At 69.9% G+C, this 14,595-nt stretch carries 15 protein-coding genes; 7 read left to right on the forward strand and 8 right to left on the reverse strand.

The window, feature by feature from the left end; all coding sequences use genetic code 11:
• Positions 1–117: 117 nt before the first annotated feature.
• Positions 118–1,233, forward strand: a complete 1,116-nt coding sequence (locus FKO37_RS30025; protein ID WP_238606652.1) for an LLM class flavin-dependent oxidoreductase — start codon at positions 118–120, stop codon at positions 1,231–1,233.
• Between the two features lie 16 nt (positions 1,234–1,249).
• Complete coding sequence (locus FKO37_RS30030; protein WP_238606653.1) at positions 1,250–2,572, forward strand: NtaA/DmoA family FMN-dependent monooxygenase; 1,323 nt, start codon at positions 1,250–1,252, stop codon at positions 2,570–2,572.
• Here FKO37_RS30030 and FKO37_RS30035 read toward each other — a convergent pair.
• From FKO37_RS30035 to FKO37_RS30055, 5 genes are read right to left on the reverse strand one after another with little or no spacing between them, the layout of a single operon-like run.
• Entirely contained in the window at positions 2,569–3,543 is a 975-nt protein-coding gene (locus FKO37_RS30035; RefSeq protein WP_134669977.1) for an amidohydrolase family protein, read from the reverse strand. The two genes, FKO37_RS30030 and FKO37_RS30035, sit on opposite strands and share 4 nt — an antisense overlap.
• Before the next feature lie 2 nt (positions 3,544–3,545).
• On the reverse strand, positions 3,546–4,070 hold the full coding sequence (locus tag FKO37_RS30040; protein ID WP_134733940.1) for a 3-hydroxyanthranilate 3,4-dioxygenase: 525 nt from the start codon (positions 4,068–4,070) through the stop codon (positions 3,546–3,548).
• On the reverse strand, positions 4,067–4,498 hold the full coding sequence (locus FKO37_RS30045) for a RidA family protein (RefSeq protein ID WP_134733941.1): 432 nt from the start codon (positions 4,496–4,498) through the stop codon (positions 4,067–4,069). Before FKO37_RS30045 ends, FKO37_RS30040 begins: the two co-directional genes overlap by 4 nt.
• Positions 4,495–5,226: a 2-keto-4-pentenoate hydratase gene (locus tag FKO37_RS30050; RefSeq protein WP_134733942.1), complete on the reverse strand. Its 732-nt coding sequence runs from the start codon at positions 5,224–5,226 to the stop codon at positions 4,495–4,497. Before FKO37_RS30050 ends, FKO37_RS30045 begins: the two co-directional genes overlap by 4 nt.
• A complete protein-coding gene (locus FKO37_RS30055) occupies positions 5,223–6,680 on the reverse strand; it encodes a 2-hydroxymuconic semialdehyde dehydrogenase (RefSeq protein WP_238606654.1) in 1,458 nt (485 codons plus the stop codon). The genes FKO37_RS30050 and FKO37_RS30055 overlap by 4 nt, the downstream gene beginning before the upstream one ends.
• A 156-nt stretch (positions 6,681–6,836) precedes the next feature.
• Here FKO37_RS30055 and FKO37_RS30060 point away from each other — a divergent pair, with 156 nt between their 5' ends.
• The 3 genes from FKO37_RS30060 (at position 6,837) to FKO37_RS30070 (ending at position 9,353) form a co-directional block, all read left to right on the forward strand.
• Positions 6,837–7,673, forward strand: coding sequence for an alpha/beta hydrolase (locus FKO37_RS30060; protein ID WP_238606655.1), 837 nt, complete (start codon positions 6,837–6,839; stop codon positions 7,671–7,673).
• A gap of 35 nt (positions 7,674–7,708) precedes the next feature.
• Positions 7,709–8,635, forward strand: a complete 927-nt coding sequence (locus FKO37_RS30065) for a LysR substrate-binding domain-containing protein (protein WP_043838096.1) — start codon at positions 7,709–7,711, stop codon at positions 8,633–8,635.
• Between the two features lie 73 nt (positions 8,636–8,708).
• Positions 8,709–9,353: a cysteine hydrolase family protein gene (locus tag FKO37_RS30070; protein WP_037814372.1), complete on the forward strand. Its 645-nt coding sequence runs from the start codon at positions 8,709–8,711 to the stop codon at positions 9,351–9,353.
• A 153-nt stretch (positions 9,354–9,506) separates the two neighbouring features.
• Here FKO37_RS30070 and FKO37_RS30075 read toward each other — a convergent pair whose 3' ends face one another.
• Positions 9,507–10,679 carry an FAD-dependent monooxygenase gene (locus tag FKO37_RS30075; protein ID WP_037814374.1) on the reverse strand — a complete coding sequence of 391 codons (1,173 nt, stop codon included), beginning with the start codon at positions 10,677–10,679 and terminating at the stop codon, positions 9,507–9,509.
• 72 nt (positions 10,680–10,751) lie between these two features.
• Between FKO37_RS30075 and FKO37_RS30080 the strand changes: the two genes are divergently transcribed.
• Together FKO37_RS30080 and FKO37_RS30085 are read left to right on the forward strand one after the other, a co-directional pair.
• Complete coding sequence (locus FKO37_RS30080; protein WP_238606656.1) at positions 10,752–11,318, forward strand: TetR family transcriptional regulator; 567 nt, start codon at positions 10,752–10,754, stop codon at positions 11,316–11,318.
• Positions 11,319–11,356: 38 nt separating this feature from the next.
• The gene (locus FKO37_RS30085) at positions 11,357–12,883 is read left to right on the forward strand and encodes an HNH endonuclease (protein WP_238606657.1); all 1,527 of its coding nucleotides are present in this window, start codon (positions 11,357–11,359) and stop codon (positions 12,881–12,883) included.
• Positions 12,884–12,886: 3 nt separating this feature from the next.
• Here the strand turns inward: FKO37_RS30085 and FKO37_RS30090 are convergent, their stop codons facing one another.
• Together FKO37_RS30090 and FKO37_RS30095 are read right to left on the reverse strand one after the other, a co-directional pair.
• Positions 12,887–13,564 carry a phosphonatase-like hydrolase gene (locus FKO37_RS30090; RefSeq protein ID WP_238606658.1) on the reverse strand — a complete coding sequence of 226 codons (678 nt, stop codon included), beginning with the start codon at positions 13,562–13,564 and terminating at the stop codon, positions 12,887–12,889.
• Complete coding sequence (locus FKO37_RS30095) at positions 13,561–14,550, reverse strand: phosphotransacetylase (RefSeq protein ID WP_238606659.1); 990 nt, start codon at positions 14,548–14,550, stop codon at positions 13,561–13,563. Before FKO37_RS30095 ends, FKO37_RS30090 begins: the two co-directional genes overlap by 4 nt.
• Positions 14,551–14,595 lie beyond the last annotated feature (45 nt).

Raw genomic sequence — 14,595 nt, forward strand, 5'->3', positions numbered from 1 at the left:
TGACAGCGGGCAACCGGTTTATTCCCGCTCCGGCCGCCTGTCCCAGAAACTGGTTGCCGTCGCGTCCGCCTCGGTTTCCGCGCCACACTGCTGGCATCCACGGGGAAAGGACGCAGCATGACAGGGCTTACCGGACCACGGCTCGCCGTCGCGCTGGAAGGCGCGGGCTGGCACCCGGCCGCGTGGCGCGAAGCGGACGCCCGCCCGGCCGACCTGCTCAGCGCCGCATACTGGACCGAACTGGTCCAGGAAGCCGAAGCCGCGCACCTGGACTTCGTCACCTTCGAGGACTTCCTCTCCCTGCGCGACCCCGCCGAGCCGACGGCCCGCGCCGACCGCGCGCAGACCCGCCTGGACGCCGTGCTGCTCGCCTCGCGGATCGCGCCGCTGACGTCGCATATCGGCCTGATCCCGACCGCCGTCGTCACCCACACCGAGCCATTCCACCTGTCGAAGGCGATCGCGACGCTCGACTACGTGAGCACCGGCCGCGCCGGGGTCCGCGTGCAGGTGTCCGGGAGTCCGGAGGAGTTCCGGCACTTCGGCCGCCGCACGCCGCCCGAAGTGCCTGAACTGTTCGAGGAAGCCGCCGATTACGTCGAGGTGCTGCGCCGGCTGTGGGACAGCTGGGAGGACGACGCCGAAATCCGCGACGTCGCGACCGGCCGGTTCATCGACCGCGACAAACTGCATTACATCGACTTCGAGGGCCGCTGGTTCGCTGTCAAAGGCCCGTCCATCACGCCGCGCCCTCCGCAGGGCCAGCCGATCGTCGCCGCACTCGCGCACGGTCCCGACGCTTATCGCCTCGCCGCCCGCCAGGCCGACGTCGTGTATGTGACCCCGGACGACCGCGCGCACGCCGCGTCGATCATCGACGAAATCGGTGCGCCCCTTCAGGTTTTCGCCGACCTCGTGGTCTTCCTCGACGAAACCTCGCAGGCCGCGGCCGAGCGCAAAGCCCGCCTGGACGACCGCGCCGAGTTCAGCTCGGACGCGCATGTCTTCACCGGCACCCCGGCCCAGCTGGCCGACCTCCTGCTCGACTGGCACGCCGCCGGCCTGACCGGTTTCCGGCTCCGCCCCGGCGCGCTGCCGCACGACCTGACCGCCATCACCCGCGCGCTGGTCCCCGAACTGCGCGACCGGGGCGCGTTCCGCTCCGGATACGAGGCCTCGACCCTGCGCGGGCTGCTCGGCCTGCCGCGCCCGGCCAACCGCTACGCCGCCTGAGTCCCGGGAGATTTCCATGACTGCCAAGCAAATCCACCTCGCCGCGCACTTCCCCGGGGTCAACAACACCACCGTGTGGAGCGATCCCGAAGCGGGCAGCCACATCGAGTTCAGCTCGTTCGTCAAGCTGGCCCAGACCGCCGAACGCGCGAAGTTCGACTTCTTCTTCCTCGCCGAAGGCCTGCGCCTGCGGGAACAGAACGGCGAAATCTACGACCTCGATGTCGTCGGCCGCCCGGACACCTTCGCCGTGCTGTCCGCGCTCGCCGCCGTCACCGACCGGCTCGGCCTGGCCGGCACCATCAACTCCACCTTCAACGAACCATTCGAGGTGGCCCGCCAGTTCGCCTCCCTGGACCACCTTTCCGCCGGCCGGGCCGCGTGGAACGTCGTGACGTCCTGGGACGCTTTCACCGGCGAAAACTTCCGCCGCGGCGGCTTCCTGCCACAAGACCAGCGCTACTCGCGCGCCGAAACCTTCCTGCGCACGGCGTGGGAACTCTTCGACTCCTGGCGCAGCGGCGAACTCCTCGCGGACAAGGAATCCGGCCGCTTCCTGGCCGACGGCGGCGACTTCGCCCACCACGACGCCCATTTCGACATCTCCGGCCGCTTCCCGGTCCCGCGCAGCCCGCAGGGCCGTCCGGTGACCATCCAGGCCGGAGATTCCGAAGAAGGCCGCGAATTCGCCGCCGCGACCGCCGACGCCATCTTCACCCGGCACGGCACCCTCGAAGCAGGCCAAGCGTTCTACTCGGACGTCAAGGGCCGCCTGGCGAAATACGGCCGCGCCCCGCACGAACTGGTCATCCTCCCCGCCGCGACGTTCGTCCTGGGCGACACCGACGCCGAAGCGCACGAACTCGCCCACGAGGTCCGGTTGCAGCAGGTCAGCGACCAGACCGCGATCAAGTTCCTCGAACAGCTCTGGAACACCGACCTCAGCGGCCACGACCCGAACGGCCCGCTGCCGTCGTTCGACCCGGTGGTCGGCGACCTGATCTCGAAGGGCCGCGCGAGCGTCCGCATGCACCGCGACCCGGTCGCGACCGCCAACGAGTGGCGGCAGCTGGCGGAAGCGAAGCACCTGTCGAGCCGGGAACTGATCATCGAGGTCACCGGACGGCAGAACTTCATCGGCTCCCCCGAGACCGTCGCGTCGACCATGAACGACCTCGTCCAGGCCGACGCGTCGGACGGCTTCATCCTGGTCCCGCACGTGACGCCGGGCGGACTGGACCAGTTCGCCGACCAGGTGGTGCCGCGGCTGCAGGAACGCGGGGTGTTCCGGGAGGACTACAGCGGGCCTACGCTGCGGGACCACCTCGGGTTGAACTAGCCCAGGAACCGCTTCGCGTTGCCCCGCAACAACAACTCCCGCGAGGCCTCGTCGAGGAACTCCGCCCGTCGCACCACCCCGCCGGCCGGGCGCTCCCCCAGCGGGTACGGGTAATCGCTCCCCACCATCACCTGCTCCGCCCCCAGCGTGTCGACCAGGTTCCGCAGCGCCGGCTCGGTGAACACGACCGAATCGACGCTGAACCGTCCGACATACTCCGACGGCGGCTTCTCCGACGTGGCAATAATGTCCGCCCGCTGGTGCCACGCGTTCTCCAGCCGCCCCAGCCAGAACGCGAACGATCCGCCGCCGTGGGCGAAGCAGATCCGCAGGCTCGGCGGCACCCGGTCGAACACCCCGCCGAGGATCATCGCGATGATCGACAGATGCGTCTCCGCGGGCATCCCCGTGAGCCACCGCGCCATCCAGCGGTCCAGCCTCGGCGCGTCCGGCATGTCCCACGGGTGCACGAAAACCGGGACGCCGAGCGAAGCCGCGTGCTGGAGGAACGTCACCACGCCCGCGTCGTCGAGGTCGCGGTCGCCGACGTGGTTGCCGATCTCCACGCCGCGGTGCCCGGCCGCTACGGCACGGTCCAGTTCGCGGCAGGCGGCGTCGGTGTCCTGCAACGGAACCTGACAGAACGGGACCAGCCGGTCCGGCGCGGGCGCGCAGATTTCCAGCGCCAGGTCGTTGAACACCCGGGCGATTTTCTCGCCCTGGCCCGGGCTGGTGTCGTAGCCGAAGAACACCGGCGTCGGCGAGACGACCTGCGCCTCGATGCCGTCGGCGTCCATGTCGCGCAGCCGGACCGAGGCGTCCCAGCAGTCGGACCGGATCCGGCGGAATTCCTCCGAACCGACCATGATCATGGCCTCGCGTTCGGTTTCCGCGCGCAGCCACGGCATTCCCTCGCCGAGGTCGGGCCAGCCGTGCGGGACGAAATGGCTGTGGACGTCGATCGCGCGCACGCTCAGCCCTTCCCCGGGTGCAGCGTGCCGCACGCCCCGCAGGTCCGGGCTTCCTCGGACTCGTAGAACTGCTCGAACACCGGCGGCAGGTCGTCGACGATGTCGCGCACCTGCAGTTCGACCTCGTGCACCTTCGCGTCGCACTCCAGGCAGAACCACACGAACTTCTCGAGCGTCCCCTCCTCGCGGATGCGCTCGATCACGATCCCGATCGAGCCCTCCTGCGGACGCTGCGGCGAGTGGTGCACGTTCCGCGGCAGCATCCACATCTCGCCCTCGCGGATGTCGACGCGCTGCGGGCCGTCGTCGGTCATCAGGTTGACGTGCATGTCGCCCTTGTACTGGTAGAACCATTCCTCGTACGGGTCGAGGTGGAAGTCGGTGCGCTGGTTCGGCCCGCCGACGACCTGCACGATGAAATCGCCCATCGGGGCCCACATCTGCTTGTTGTTGACCGGCGGCTTCAGCTCGTCCTCGTGCTCTTTGATCCACTTCGCGAAGTCGAACACGGGCGGGATGGCGGTCATCGTTCCTCCTTGCCGGGGATCCGGGCGATCGCCTGGATCTCGATGAGCAGATGCGGATGCGGCAGCTGGTGCACCGCGACGGTGGTGCGGGCCGGGCCGTTCTCGTCGAAGAACTCGCCGTAGACCTCGTTGTAGCCGCCGAAATCGTTCATGGTGACCAGGAACACGGTCAGCTGCGCGAGGTCTTCGAGCCCCGCGCCGGCCGCGGCCAGGATGTCGCGGATGTTCTCGATCACCGCGCGCGTCTGCGCCCGGATGTCCAAAGTGGTCACGCCGAACTCGTCGGCCTCCGCGCCGGCGAACGTGTTGTCCGGCCGCCTGCTGCTGGTGCCGGAGACGAACACCAGGTCCCCGACCACTTTCACGTGCGGGAACCGCCCGCGCGGCGTCGCCTTCCCGGCGACGACATGGGCTTGTGCCACGCTCATCCCTCCATCGTGTGAACGGAAACCGAACCCAGCCCGGCGACCCGCGCCTCGACGTGCGTCCCCGGCTGCAGCGCGACCGCCGCGGTCGCTGCACCGGCCAGCAGCACCGAACCGTCGAGCAGGCGGTGCCCGTACGCGGCGGCCATCCGTTGTGCGGCGGGGAGCGCCCGCAGCGGGTCGCCGAGAATGTCGGCGGTCGAGCCGGTGGCAACGACCTCGCCGTCGAACAGCAGATCCACGGCCAGTGCGTCCACCTGGTCGAGCTGGGTCCACGGGCCGAGCACGAACGCGGACGCCGAGGTGTTGTCAGCAACGACGTCGGCCAGGCTGAACTTGAAGTCGCGGTACCGGCTGTCGATGATCTCCAGCGCGGGCGCCACAGCGACGATCTCGGCATCCGGGCCGAGCCGGAACGCGACCTCGGGCTCGACGCGCGGATGCACCCCGCGGCCGACGTCGAACGTCCCGCCGTCCTCGATCCGCATGCGGTCGGTCAGCGAGCCGATGATCACGTCCGAGACGCCCATCTGCTCGGCCTTAGCCTTGCTCGTGAAGCCCAGTTTGACCCCGGCCAGCCGCTCCCCGCGCCCCTCGCGCAGCGCGATTCCCGCGTGCTGCACGGCGTACGCGGTTTCCAGGCTCATCGGCCCAGCGCTGGTGAGCTGCGGGATCGCCTGCCCGGTAGCGGTCGCCCGGTCCAGCCGCGCGGCGTGGTCCTCGATCGTCATAGCTGCACGCACACATTCGTCGGCTGGGTGTAGAAGTGCATCGAGTGCAGGCCGCCCTCGCGGCCGATGCCGGAAAGCCCGACGCCGCCGAACGGCGACCGGAGATCGCGCAGGTACCAGGTGTTGACCCAGGCCATCCCGACCCGCATCTGCTGCGCGACCCGGTGGCCGCGCTCCAGGTTCGTCGTCCACACGGCGGCGGCGAGCCCGTAGTCGGTGTCGTTCGCCAGCCGGACGGCTTCGTCCTCGGTGTCGAACGGGATCAGCGCCGCGACCGGGCCGAAGACCTCCTCGCGCACGACCCGCGCCGAGTTGTCCAGCCCGGTCCACAGCGTCGGTTCGATCCACGACCCGCCCGCCAGGTCCGGCCCCAGTTCCGGAACCGCGCCGCCGGCGAGCACCGTCGCGCCTTCGGCGACCGCGAGGTCCAAATAGGACTGGACTTTCTTCCGGTGCTGCTGGGATATCAACGGCCCGGTCGTGGTGTCCGGATCACCCGGCCGGCCCAGGCGCAACGCCTTCGCCCGCTCGGCGAGCCCGTTCGCGACCGCGTCGAAGACGGACCGCTCGACGTAGACCCGCTCCGTGCACAGGCACACCTGCCCGGTGTTCAGGAAAACCGACCGGGCGAGTCCGTCGAGGGTCTTCTCGAGATCGCAGTCCGCGAACACCACCGCGGCGTTCTTTCCGCCCAGTTCAAAGGAAACCGGCCGTACCGACGGAGCGACCGCGCGCATGATCGCCGAGCCGGTCCGGGATTCGCCGGTGAACGTGACGCCGTCGATGCCGCGGTGAGCGGTGAGGTACTCCCCGGCGGAGTCCGGCCCGAAGCCGTGCACGACGTTATACACCCCGGTCGGCGCACCGGCCTCCGCGATCACCTCGGCGAGCAAGGTCGCGGTCGACGGCGTCTCTTCGGACGGCTTGACCACCACCGCGTTGCCGCACGCGAGCGCGGGCGCGACCTTCCAGGTCAGCAGCAGCAGCGGCAGGTTCCACGGCACGATCACCGCGACCACGCCCAGCGGCTTGGGCACCGCGTAGTTCAGCGCCTTCCGGCCGTTCGGCAGATCCGTCAGGAAGGAATCGAGACCGGCCGCCGCGATCGTGTCGGCGAACGAACGGAAGTTCATCGCCGCCCGCGCCACGTCCAGGTCGCGCGCCAAGTGCTCCGGTTTTCCGGTGTCGCGGACCTCGGCGGCGACGAAATCCTCGAACCGCTCCTCGATCCGGTCGGCGATCCGCCGCAGCAGAGCGGTGCGCTCGGCGACCGAGGCACGTCCCCACGGCACGTCCACCGCGGCGCGCGCAGCCGCGACCGCCGCGTCGACCACGTCCGGACCGGCCTCGTGGACGTGCGCGACCAGCGACCCGTCGACCGGGTCGATCTTCTCGAAGGTGCGCCGCCCGGCGACCCGGGTCCCGCCGACGACGTTGTGGAGTTCCGCAGCCATGAAGCTGACCGTAGGGACGTCCGGAATGCCTCGCCAATGCTCTTTGCCGCCGCTGCCATAGCTGTCCGGACATGTCTCGCCCATGCCTGTAGCGGCATGGCTTTCGTCGGAATGGGCATTGGTCAGGCATGACAGCGGCGGCGAAGGATGGGTCCCGTGAACCATCCGAACGTCGATCGGGACTACAGCGCGCAGGGCACGGTGACCGAGGCCGAGTTCGACGCCGTGATGGCCCGCTACCGCTCCGCCTCCGAATCCGCCACCGCCGGGCTGGCAGGCGTTCGCGACCTGGCTTTCGACCCGCTCAGCGACGAACGGCTCGACGTCTGGGGCATCTCCCCCGGACAGCTGCGCCCCGTCGTCCTCGCCATCCACGGCGGCTACTGGCGGATGCTCTCGCGCCACGACACCGCGTTCCCAGCGAGGATGCTGGCTGACGCCGGAATCGCCACCGTCGTGCCCGACTACACGCTCGCTCCCGCGGCGCCGCTGGAGGAGATCGTGCGTCAGGTCCGCGCCGCGGTCGCGTGGGTGCACCACCACGGCGCCGCGCACGGCCTCGACCCGGACCGCATCCACGTCGTGGGCAGCTCAGCCGGCGGGCATCTGGCGGCGATGACCGCCGTCGCCGGATGGCAGCGCGCCGCCGGGCTGCCGGAGGACGTCGTCAAAGGCGCGATGGCGATCAGCGGGCTCTTCGACCTCCGCCCGTTGGTCGATTCGTTCGCCAACGCGTGGCTGTCCCTCGACCCGACCCGTGCAGAGGCGCTCAGCCCGATCCTCGCGCCGCCAGGCCCCGTGCCGTTGCACGTGGCGGTCGCGGAACACGAAGCCGCGGGATTCCATCGGCAGAGCAAGGCTTTCCACGCACACTGGCCTGCCGCCGGTTCGTTGACCGTCGTGCCCGGCCGGAACCACTTCGACGTCTTCCTCGACCTGGCCGACCCCGCCTCGGCGCTCGGCCAGGCCCTGATCCGGCTCGCCCTCTCGTGACGCCGGAAGCCGAGCCGGACAGTAATGTCGCCGGAATGGAGATGCCCCGCCTGCTCGACGGCCGCCTCAAGCTCAGGCACCTCGTGCTGGTGGACACCCTGACCGAGCAGGGCAGCGTCGTCGGCGCGGCGGCCGCGCTGCACGTCACGCAGCCGGTCGTCACGCGCGGCCTGCACGATCTCGAAGCGATCCTCGGCGTGCCGCTCTACGAACGCGGGCCGCGCGGGATCACGCCGACCGAGTTCGGGACCGCGTTCACCGAACACGCGCGCGCCGTGCTCGCCCAGCTCACCCACGCGGCGCGGCACGTCGTGGAGATCGCCGACGCGACCCGCGGCCGGGTCGTCGCGGGCATCCATCTCGCGGGTTCGAACCTGTTGCTGCCGCGGGCCATCGCGCATCTGAAGGAAGACCATCCGCTGGTCACGGTCGTCGTCCGGGAGGGAACGCCGGAGTCGCTGCTGGTGGAGCTGACCGCGGGCCGGGTGGACGTCATCGTCGGCAGGCTGAGCGGCCCCGGCACCGAAGACACCCGGCGGCGGGCGCTGTACCAGGAGTCGATCCGCGTCGTCGCCGGGGCGCACCACCCGCTCGCCGCGCGCGGGAGCGTCTCGCTGGAGGATCTGGCGGAGTTCCCGTGGATCGTGCCCGGCACCGAGACGATGCTGCGCCAGGAGCTGGAAAGCCTCTTCGCCCAGCACGGCCTGGACCTGCCCGCCAACCGCGTCGAAGCGACGTCGTTCCTGACTGTGCGGCAGCTGCTCACCGAAACCGCCATGGTCGCCGCGCTCCCCGGCCTGCTCGGCATGGACGACCCGCGGCTGGTCACGCTGCCGACGCCGCTGGAGAACATCGGCCACAGCGTCGGCCTGACCCTCGCCGCCGGCCGGCGGCTGAACCCGGCCACCCAGGCGCTGATCGAGTCCCTGCACACCGTCGCCGCGCAGATCGAAGACGCCTGACGCGCTCTGTCGCTTTCTTGACGACCGACGACAACCCGTGATACTTCATGGACCTCCGCGGAAGGAGCGTTCCATGGGTTACCGCTTGTCCACCGTCGATCCGGCCCGCACCGCGCTGGTCGTCATCGACATGCAGCACGACTTCCTGGCACCCGGCGCCCCGCTGGAATCCCCGGCAGGCCGCGCGATGATCCCGGCCCTCAACGACACAATCCGGTTCTGCCGCGACGCGGGCATCCCAGTGTTCTTCACCGCGCACGTCCACCGCCCCGACGGCACCGACATGGGCCGGTTCGCCGACCTGTACCCGCCGATCGCCGCCGGCACCGCGCTCATCGAGGGCACGCCTGGCGCCGCGCTGTACTCCGAAGTTGACCGCCGCCCGGACGAACCGCTGATCCCCAAGCACCGTTACAGCGCCTTCTACGGCACGGATTTCGAAATGCAGCTGCGCGGACGCGGCGTGGACACCCTGATCGCCACCGGAGTGACCACCGAGGACTGCGTCCACGCCACCATCCGCGACGCGATGTTCCGCGACTTCCGCACCGGAGTGCTGTCCGACGCGTGCGCCACCTACGACCACCCCGACCTGGGCCACGGCCCGATGTCCGCCGCGGAAGTGCACGCGGCGACGCTGGTTGTTCTCGCCCAGTCCACTGCGGACGTGCTGACGAGCGCGGAGTTCAAGGCGCTGGCGGAAAAGGGAGCCGCTTAGCCGCGCCCTGCGAGCGGGCTCGCCGCCGGGAGCGCTGACCGTCCCCGCCCGGTCCGGAATCCGGGCAGTCGCCTAGCCCCTTGCGAACGGACCGCACGAATGCGCCCGCCCGCCGGAGCAGCGGCCGGCCCAACCCGGAATCCGAGGAGCCGCTTAGCCGCGCCCCGCCGCAGCCAGCGCGTCGTGCGCGTGGATCCACTCCACCGTCTCCCCGATCCGCCCCAATGCGGCGTCCCGAGCCTCCGCCGCCGGACCGTCCGGCAGGTGCAGCAAGGCATTCGCCACCCACGAGCTCCGCTGCACCGCCCGGGTCCGCGGCCGCCGCAGCTTCTCGTACCGGGCGAGTGCCGCGTCGCGTGAGTCCCGTGCCAGGCATTCGGCGAGCGTCACCGCGTCCTCGATCGTCTGGTTCGCGCCCTGCCCGTGGTGCGGCAGCATCGCGTGCGCCGCGTCGCCGAGGAGGACCACGCCGCCGCGGTGCCAGCGGTTGAGCGGATGCTGGCCGAACAACCCCCACCGCTGATACAGCGTCGTCGCGCCGACCATCTCGCGCACCGCCGGATGCCAGCCCTCGAACGCCGCCTCGATGCGCTCCCGGGGAATGTCCTCGGTCCACGACTCCCCCGGCCACACGTCCGGTTCGTCCAGCACCGCAAGGAAATTCACCACCGACCCGTCGCCGATCGCGTAGTGCAGCAGATGCCCGCCCGGCCCCATCCAGAACTGGATCGCCCCCGCGTCCGGCAACGACGGCAGCCGCTCCACCGGCACCAGCCCGCGAAAACCGCTCGAACCCGAGTACCGGGCGAACGGCGCGTCGTCCACCCACTCGCGCACCGTCGAGTGCACCCCGTCCGCGCCCACCACGACATCGGCGGTTTCGCTTGTCCCGTCGGCGAATTCGAGCCGATACCGCGATCCGTCCGCACCGACGCCGGTCACCTGCCGTCCAAGATGGACCTTCCCGCACGCGTCCGCCAGGATCCGCTGCAAGTCCGCCCGGTGCACCCCGAAATAGGGTCCGGCGAATCGCTCCTCGTAGCTGTCCCCGACCGGATACGCCATCACCCGCTGCCCGCTCCGCCAATGCCGGTAGACCAGCTCCGTCGGCACCGCGGAACACGCGGCCAGCTCGTCCCGCAACCCCAGCCGCCCGAGGATCCGGGACCCGTTGGCGGCCAGCGCCACCGCCGCCCCGACCTCGCGCAGTTCGGCCGACCGTTCGTAGACCTCCGCCCCGATCCCGCGCTGCCGCAACGCGAGTGCGAGCGTCAGCCCGCCGATCCCGCCGCCGACGATCGCCACCGAGAGTGCTTTGCCCGCCATCAGCCCTCCTCGCCCATGTACCGATCGGTACACGAATGGACGGTACGGCGTACCGATCGGTACAGTCAAGGGGTGGATTCCGGAACCGGCCGTCGCGCCGAACTGCTCGAGCAGGCCGTGGGTTACCTGGCGACGCACGGCCTGGCGGACCTGTCGCTCGCGCCGATGGGCGAAGCGCTGGGGACGAGCAAGCGGATGCTGCTGTACTACTTCGGCAGCAGGGAAAACCTGATCACCGAAGCGATCGCCGCGAGCCGCCCGGACGTCACCGAACTCTTCCGCTCCGTGCACGATGAGGAATCCCTCGCCGCCGCGGCGCACGCTTTGTGGCACGCGATCACCCGGGGCCGCCAGCAACGGCCGATCCACATCCTCTTCCAGGTCCTCGCACTGGCCCCGACCCAGCCGGAGCGCTACCTGACCGTCGCGAGAGAAGCGATCACCGCGATGGTGGACCCGCTGGTGCCGGTGTATCGAAAACTGGGCTACGCCGAACCCGACGCGGCGGCCCGGGCGAGCCTGCTGATCTCGGGCTTGCGAGGGCTGTGCCTGGACCGCATCGTGACCGGGGACGAAGAACGGATCGAGATCGCGGCACGGGCGTTGATCGCTACTGCGGTCGCGCCGCCCGCGCCATAAACGTGAAAGACTTTGTCTGCATCGGATAACCTTGCCCGGTGAGCATTTCGGACTTGACCCGTGCAGTGGTCCGTGCCGCGATGGTGGAGCACGACGAGTACGGAGCAGAGGCCTTCTGCGCGGAATACGGCTTCGAGATGTGGTGCGAGTACGTCGTGGTCGACCGCGAGCGCCAGTACGGAATCCAAGCCTTGGCCGCGGCCGCGCACGCCTTCCTGCCCGGACACATCCCGCTCACGCCGGCCGAAGTCGCCGATCTCGGCGCGGTGAAGGATCGGATGACGGGCCTCGACTTCACCGTGCGAACGCAGCGGCTGCCGGACTGGTCCCGCGACGAGCTGATACTGGCGTGCGCCCTGCTGTTCAAGAACGGCAGGAAGGCAGCGAGGGCTACCGACCCGCGAGTTCGCGAACTGTCCGAATTGCTGCGGTCCGCTGTCGTTCCGGGTCAGTACGGCGACAAGTTCCGCTCGGTCAGCAGCGTCCAGCACAAGCTGTACGACCTGCAAACCCGGCTGCGGGAGTACACCAAGGTGCGGACCCGGGGCAGCAAGCTGGACGACAAGGTGCTGCGAGAGTTCGAAGACGCGCCCGCCGCGATGCTCGCCGAAGCCGATGAGGTCCGCTCCCGGATGGACCGCGGGGCATGGGCCCTGTTCTCCGCTGAAGGCAAGCGGAAGTACGACGGGAACGACGGCTACCCCGATGTGCTCGGCGAGCAGTACGTCTACGACAACCTGGTCTCCAACTCGCTCCAGCTCCGCGTCGGAGACCTCGTCGTGCTCTGGGACGCCGAACGGGTGCACGGCGTCAGCCGCATCGAGCGGATCGACCCCCAGCCCGACATCCTCAAGCCGAAACAGGTCTGCCCGAACTGCGGCCGGAGCTACTTCGAACCGCGCAAAGTCCAGCGCCCCAAATACCGCTGCCGGCACGAAAACTGCCGGCACGAGTTCGATGAACCGCGCGGGGAGACGAGGTCGGTCACCCAGTTCGTCGCCGGTTACGGCTCCGGCTACCGCCCGGTCAACGGAACGATTTCCCGCGAGCAGGTGCAGGAGCGGCTGCGGGACGGAGCCAAGCAGAACGCGATCCGCCGCCTCGACCATGCCGCGATGCTGACGCTGCTCGAAGAGTCGGCCGTATCCGTGCCGAAGCGCGCGCCCGTCAAACGGAAAACCCCAGTGGGCGGGCATCGCGAAGCACGGGCCAAGGTCCGCGTCGGCCAGGGTGCGTTCCGGAAGAATCTGATCGCACAACACGGCGCGCAGTGCGCGGTCACCGGACCGTGCCCCGAGGCGGCGCTCGAAGCCGCCCACCTGATTTCGTTCGCCGAGCACGAATCGCACGAGGACGGCCTGCTGCTGCGCGCCGACGTGCACAAACTCTTCGACCGAGGACTGCTGGCGGTCCATCCCGACACCTTGCGCGTAGAGATCGCCCCCGCACTGGCTGGGTACGCCTACTACTCCGAGTTCGAAGGCGTGTCAGTCCCCGAAGGTCTGGATCGCGCGGTAGTCCGAGACCTGTATCTCACGGTCACCGCGAAGTGGAAGGAAGAGTAGCTCCTAGAGTTCAAGTACCGCAGGCAACTCAGCCACCGACCCCAGCACATGTGTCGCCCCATGCGCCCGCAACGTCGCCTCGTCATGCGCCCCCGTCAACACCCCAGCCGCCACCGATGCACCCGCTCGTCGGCCGGTCAGCATGTCGAACCCGGTGTCCCCCGCGACCGCGACCGCGCGTACGTCGGTGATTCCCAAGCGCAGCACCGCAGTCAGCACCATGTCCGGGAACGGCCTGCCTCGCCCGCCCGCATCTGCTGGGCACACCACCAGGTCCGCCAAGTCCGTCCACCCGAGCCGCTCCAGCAATGCATCGCGGGTCGCTGCCGAGAAGCCCGTGCTCAGGCACACCCGGCGGCCCTGCGCGCGCAGCTTGTCGATCGCTTCCTCCGCACCCGGAAGCGGCGCGGCAACCTCGATAGCCTGCGAAGCAAAAGCAGTCTCGAAAACCTGATTCGCCTTCTCCGCCACCCCGTCCGCGGGGAACAGCGCCCGGAAGACCTCGATCTTCGACTGTCCCATGGTGTCGCGGACGTAGGCGTCCACGTCCTCGCGCTCCGGCGAGTCCGCGGGCACCCCGACTGCTTCCAGGGCCGCCGAGAACGCTGCCTCGACCGCGCCGTCGTCGCGGACTGTCGTGCCTGCCATGTCCAGCACGACCAGTTCCACCACTCGCGTCATCGGACCCCCTCCACTTCCCGGCCGGTCACCGCGTGCACTGCGCTGATCAGGGCCATCGTCTCGATGTCGGCCGCGCTGCAGCCGCGCGACAGGTCGTGCAGCGGGGCCGCGACGCCTTGCAGGATCGGTCCCAGCGCGGTCGCTCCGCCCAGCCGTTCGGCGATTTTGTAAGCGATGTTCCCCGCGTCAAGGTTGGGGAACACCAGCACATTCGCCCGCCCGGCGACGGTCGACCGCGGCGCTTTCGCCACCCCGACCGCGTCCACGACAGCGGCGTCGAATTGCAGTTCGCCGTCCACCGCCACGCCGGGCAGTCGTTCCCGCACCAGTGAAGTCGCCTGCCGGACCTTGTCCACCGCGGAATGCTTGGCACTGCCTTGGGTGCTGAAGGAAAGCATCGCCACGACGGGCTCGGTTCCGGTCAGCGCCCGGTGCGTGGAAGCCGCACCGACGGCGATGTCCGCCAGCGCCTCCGCATCCGGCTCGGGAACCACGGCACAGTCGGCGAAAGTGAGCGATCGGCCGTCCTGCAACAGCATCAGGAAGCAGCTGCTGAGAGTTCGGACGCCGGGAGCGAGGCCGACGATTCGCAGGCCGGCCCGGAGGACATCGGAAGTGGGCCGCGTCGCGCCTGCCAGGCACGCGTCTACCCGGCCGAGTGCGAGCAGCGCGGCGGAGAGGGCGACCGGATCGGTGCGGACCGTCTCCACCCGGTCGGGGAACGCGGTAGCCAGCCGCGCGAGGACGGCGTCGTCGGCAGCCAGTTCCGCGGTGTCCAGGAAAGGAGGCACCGAAACGCCAAGCTCTGCCGCGGCTGCAGCGATCTCGTCCGCGGGGCCGACCAGCACCGGTTCGATCTCGCCGCGCTCGGCCAGGTGCGCGGCCGCGGTGACGGCGCGCGGGTCGGCGCCGTCGGCGAGCGCGATCCGCGGGCGGGCGCCGCCGACGCGGTCCCGCCAGGTCTCGGCCAGAGGGGCCGTGGTCATCTCGCAAACTCCCTCGCGGACGGCAGTGCTCCCCGAGCAGGATCC

The organism is Amycolatopsis sp. Poz14 (genome assembly GCF_006704225.1).
GTDB classification, from domain to species: Bacteria; Actinomycetota; Actinomycetes; order Mycobacteriales; family Pseudonocardiaceae; genus Amycolatopsis; species Amycolatopsis nivea.

Bases quoted from the DNA above. Each gene is read 5' to 3' on its own strand.
- FKO37_RS30095 (WP_238606659.1), bottom strand. From the start codon at position 14,550: ATGACCACGGCCCCTCTGGCCGAGACCTGGCGGGACCGCGTCGGCGGC.
- FKO37_RS30090 (WP_238606658.1), bottom strand. From the start codon at position 13,564: ATGACGCGAGTGGTGGAACTGGTCGTGCTGGACATGGCAGGCACGACA.
- FKO37_RS30050 (WP_134733942.1), bottom strand. From the start codon at position 5,226: ATGACGATCGAGGACCACGCCGCGCGGCTGGACCGGGCGACCGCTACC.
- FKO37_RS30040 (WP_134733940.1), bottom strand. From the start codon at position 4,070: ATGACCGCCATCCCGCCCGTGTTCGACTTCGCGAAGTGGATCAAAGAG.
- FKO37_RS30070 (WP_037814372.1), top strand. From the start codon at position 8,709: ATGGGTTACCGCTTGTCCACCGTCGATCCGGCCCGCACCGCGCTGGTC.
- FKO37_RS30055 (WP_238606654.1), bottom strand. From the start codon at position 6,680: ATGGCTGCGGAACTCCACAACGTCGTCGGCGGGACCCGGGTCGCCGGG.
- FKO37_RS30045 (WP_134733941.1), bottom strand. From the start codon at position 4,498: ATGAGCGTGGCACAAGCCCATGTCGTCGCCGGGAAGGCGACGCCGCGC.
- FKO37_RS30065 (WP_043838096.1), top strand. From the start codon at position 7,709: ATGGAGATGCCCCGCCTGCTCGACGGCCGCCTCAAGCTCAGGCACCTC.
- FKO37_RS30025 (WP_238606652.1), top strand. From the start codon at position 118: ATGACAGGGCTTACCGGACCACGGCTCGCCGTCGCGCTGGAAGGCGCG.
- FKO37_RS30030 (WP_238606653.1), top strand. From the start codon at position 1,250: ATGACTGCCAAGCAAATCCACCTCGCCGCGCACTTCCCCGGGGTCAAC.
- FKO37_RS30075 (WP_037814374.1), bottom strand. From the start codon at position 10,679: ATGGCGGGCAAAGCACTCTCGGTGGCGATCGTCGGCGGCGGGATCGGC.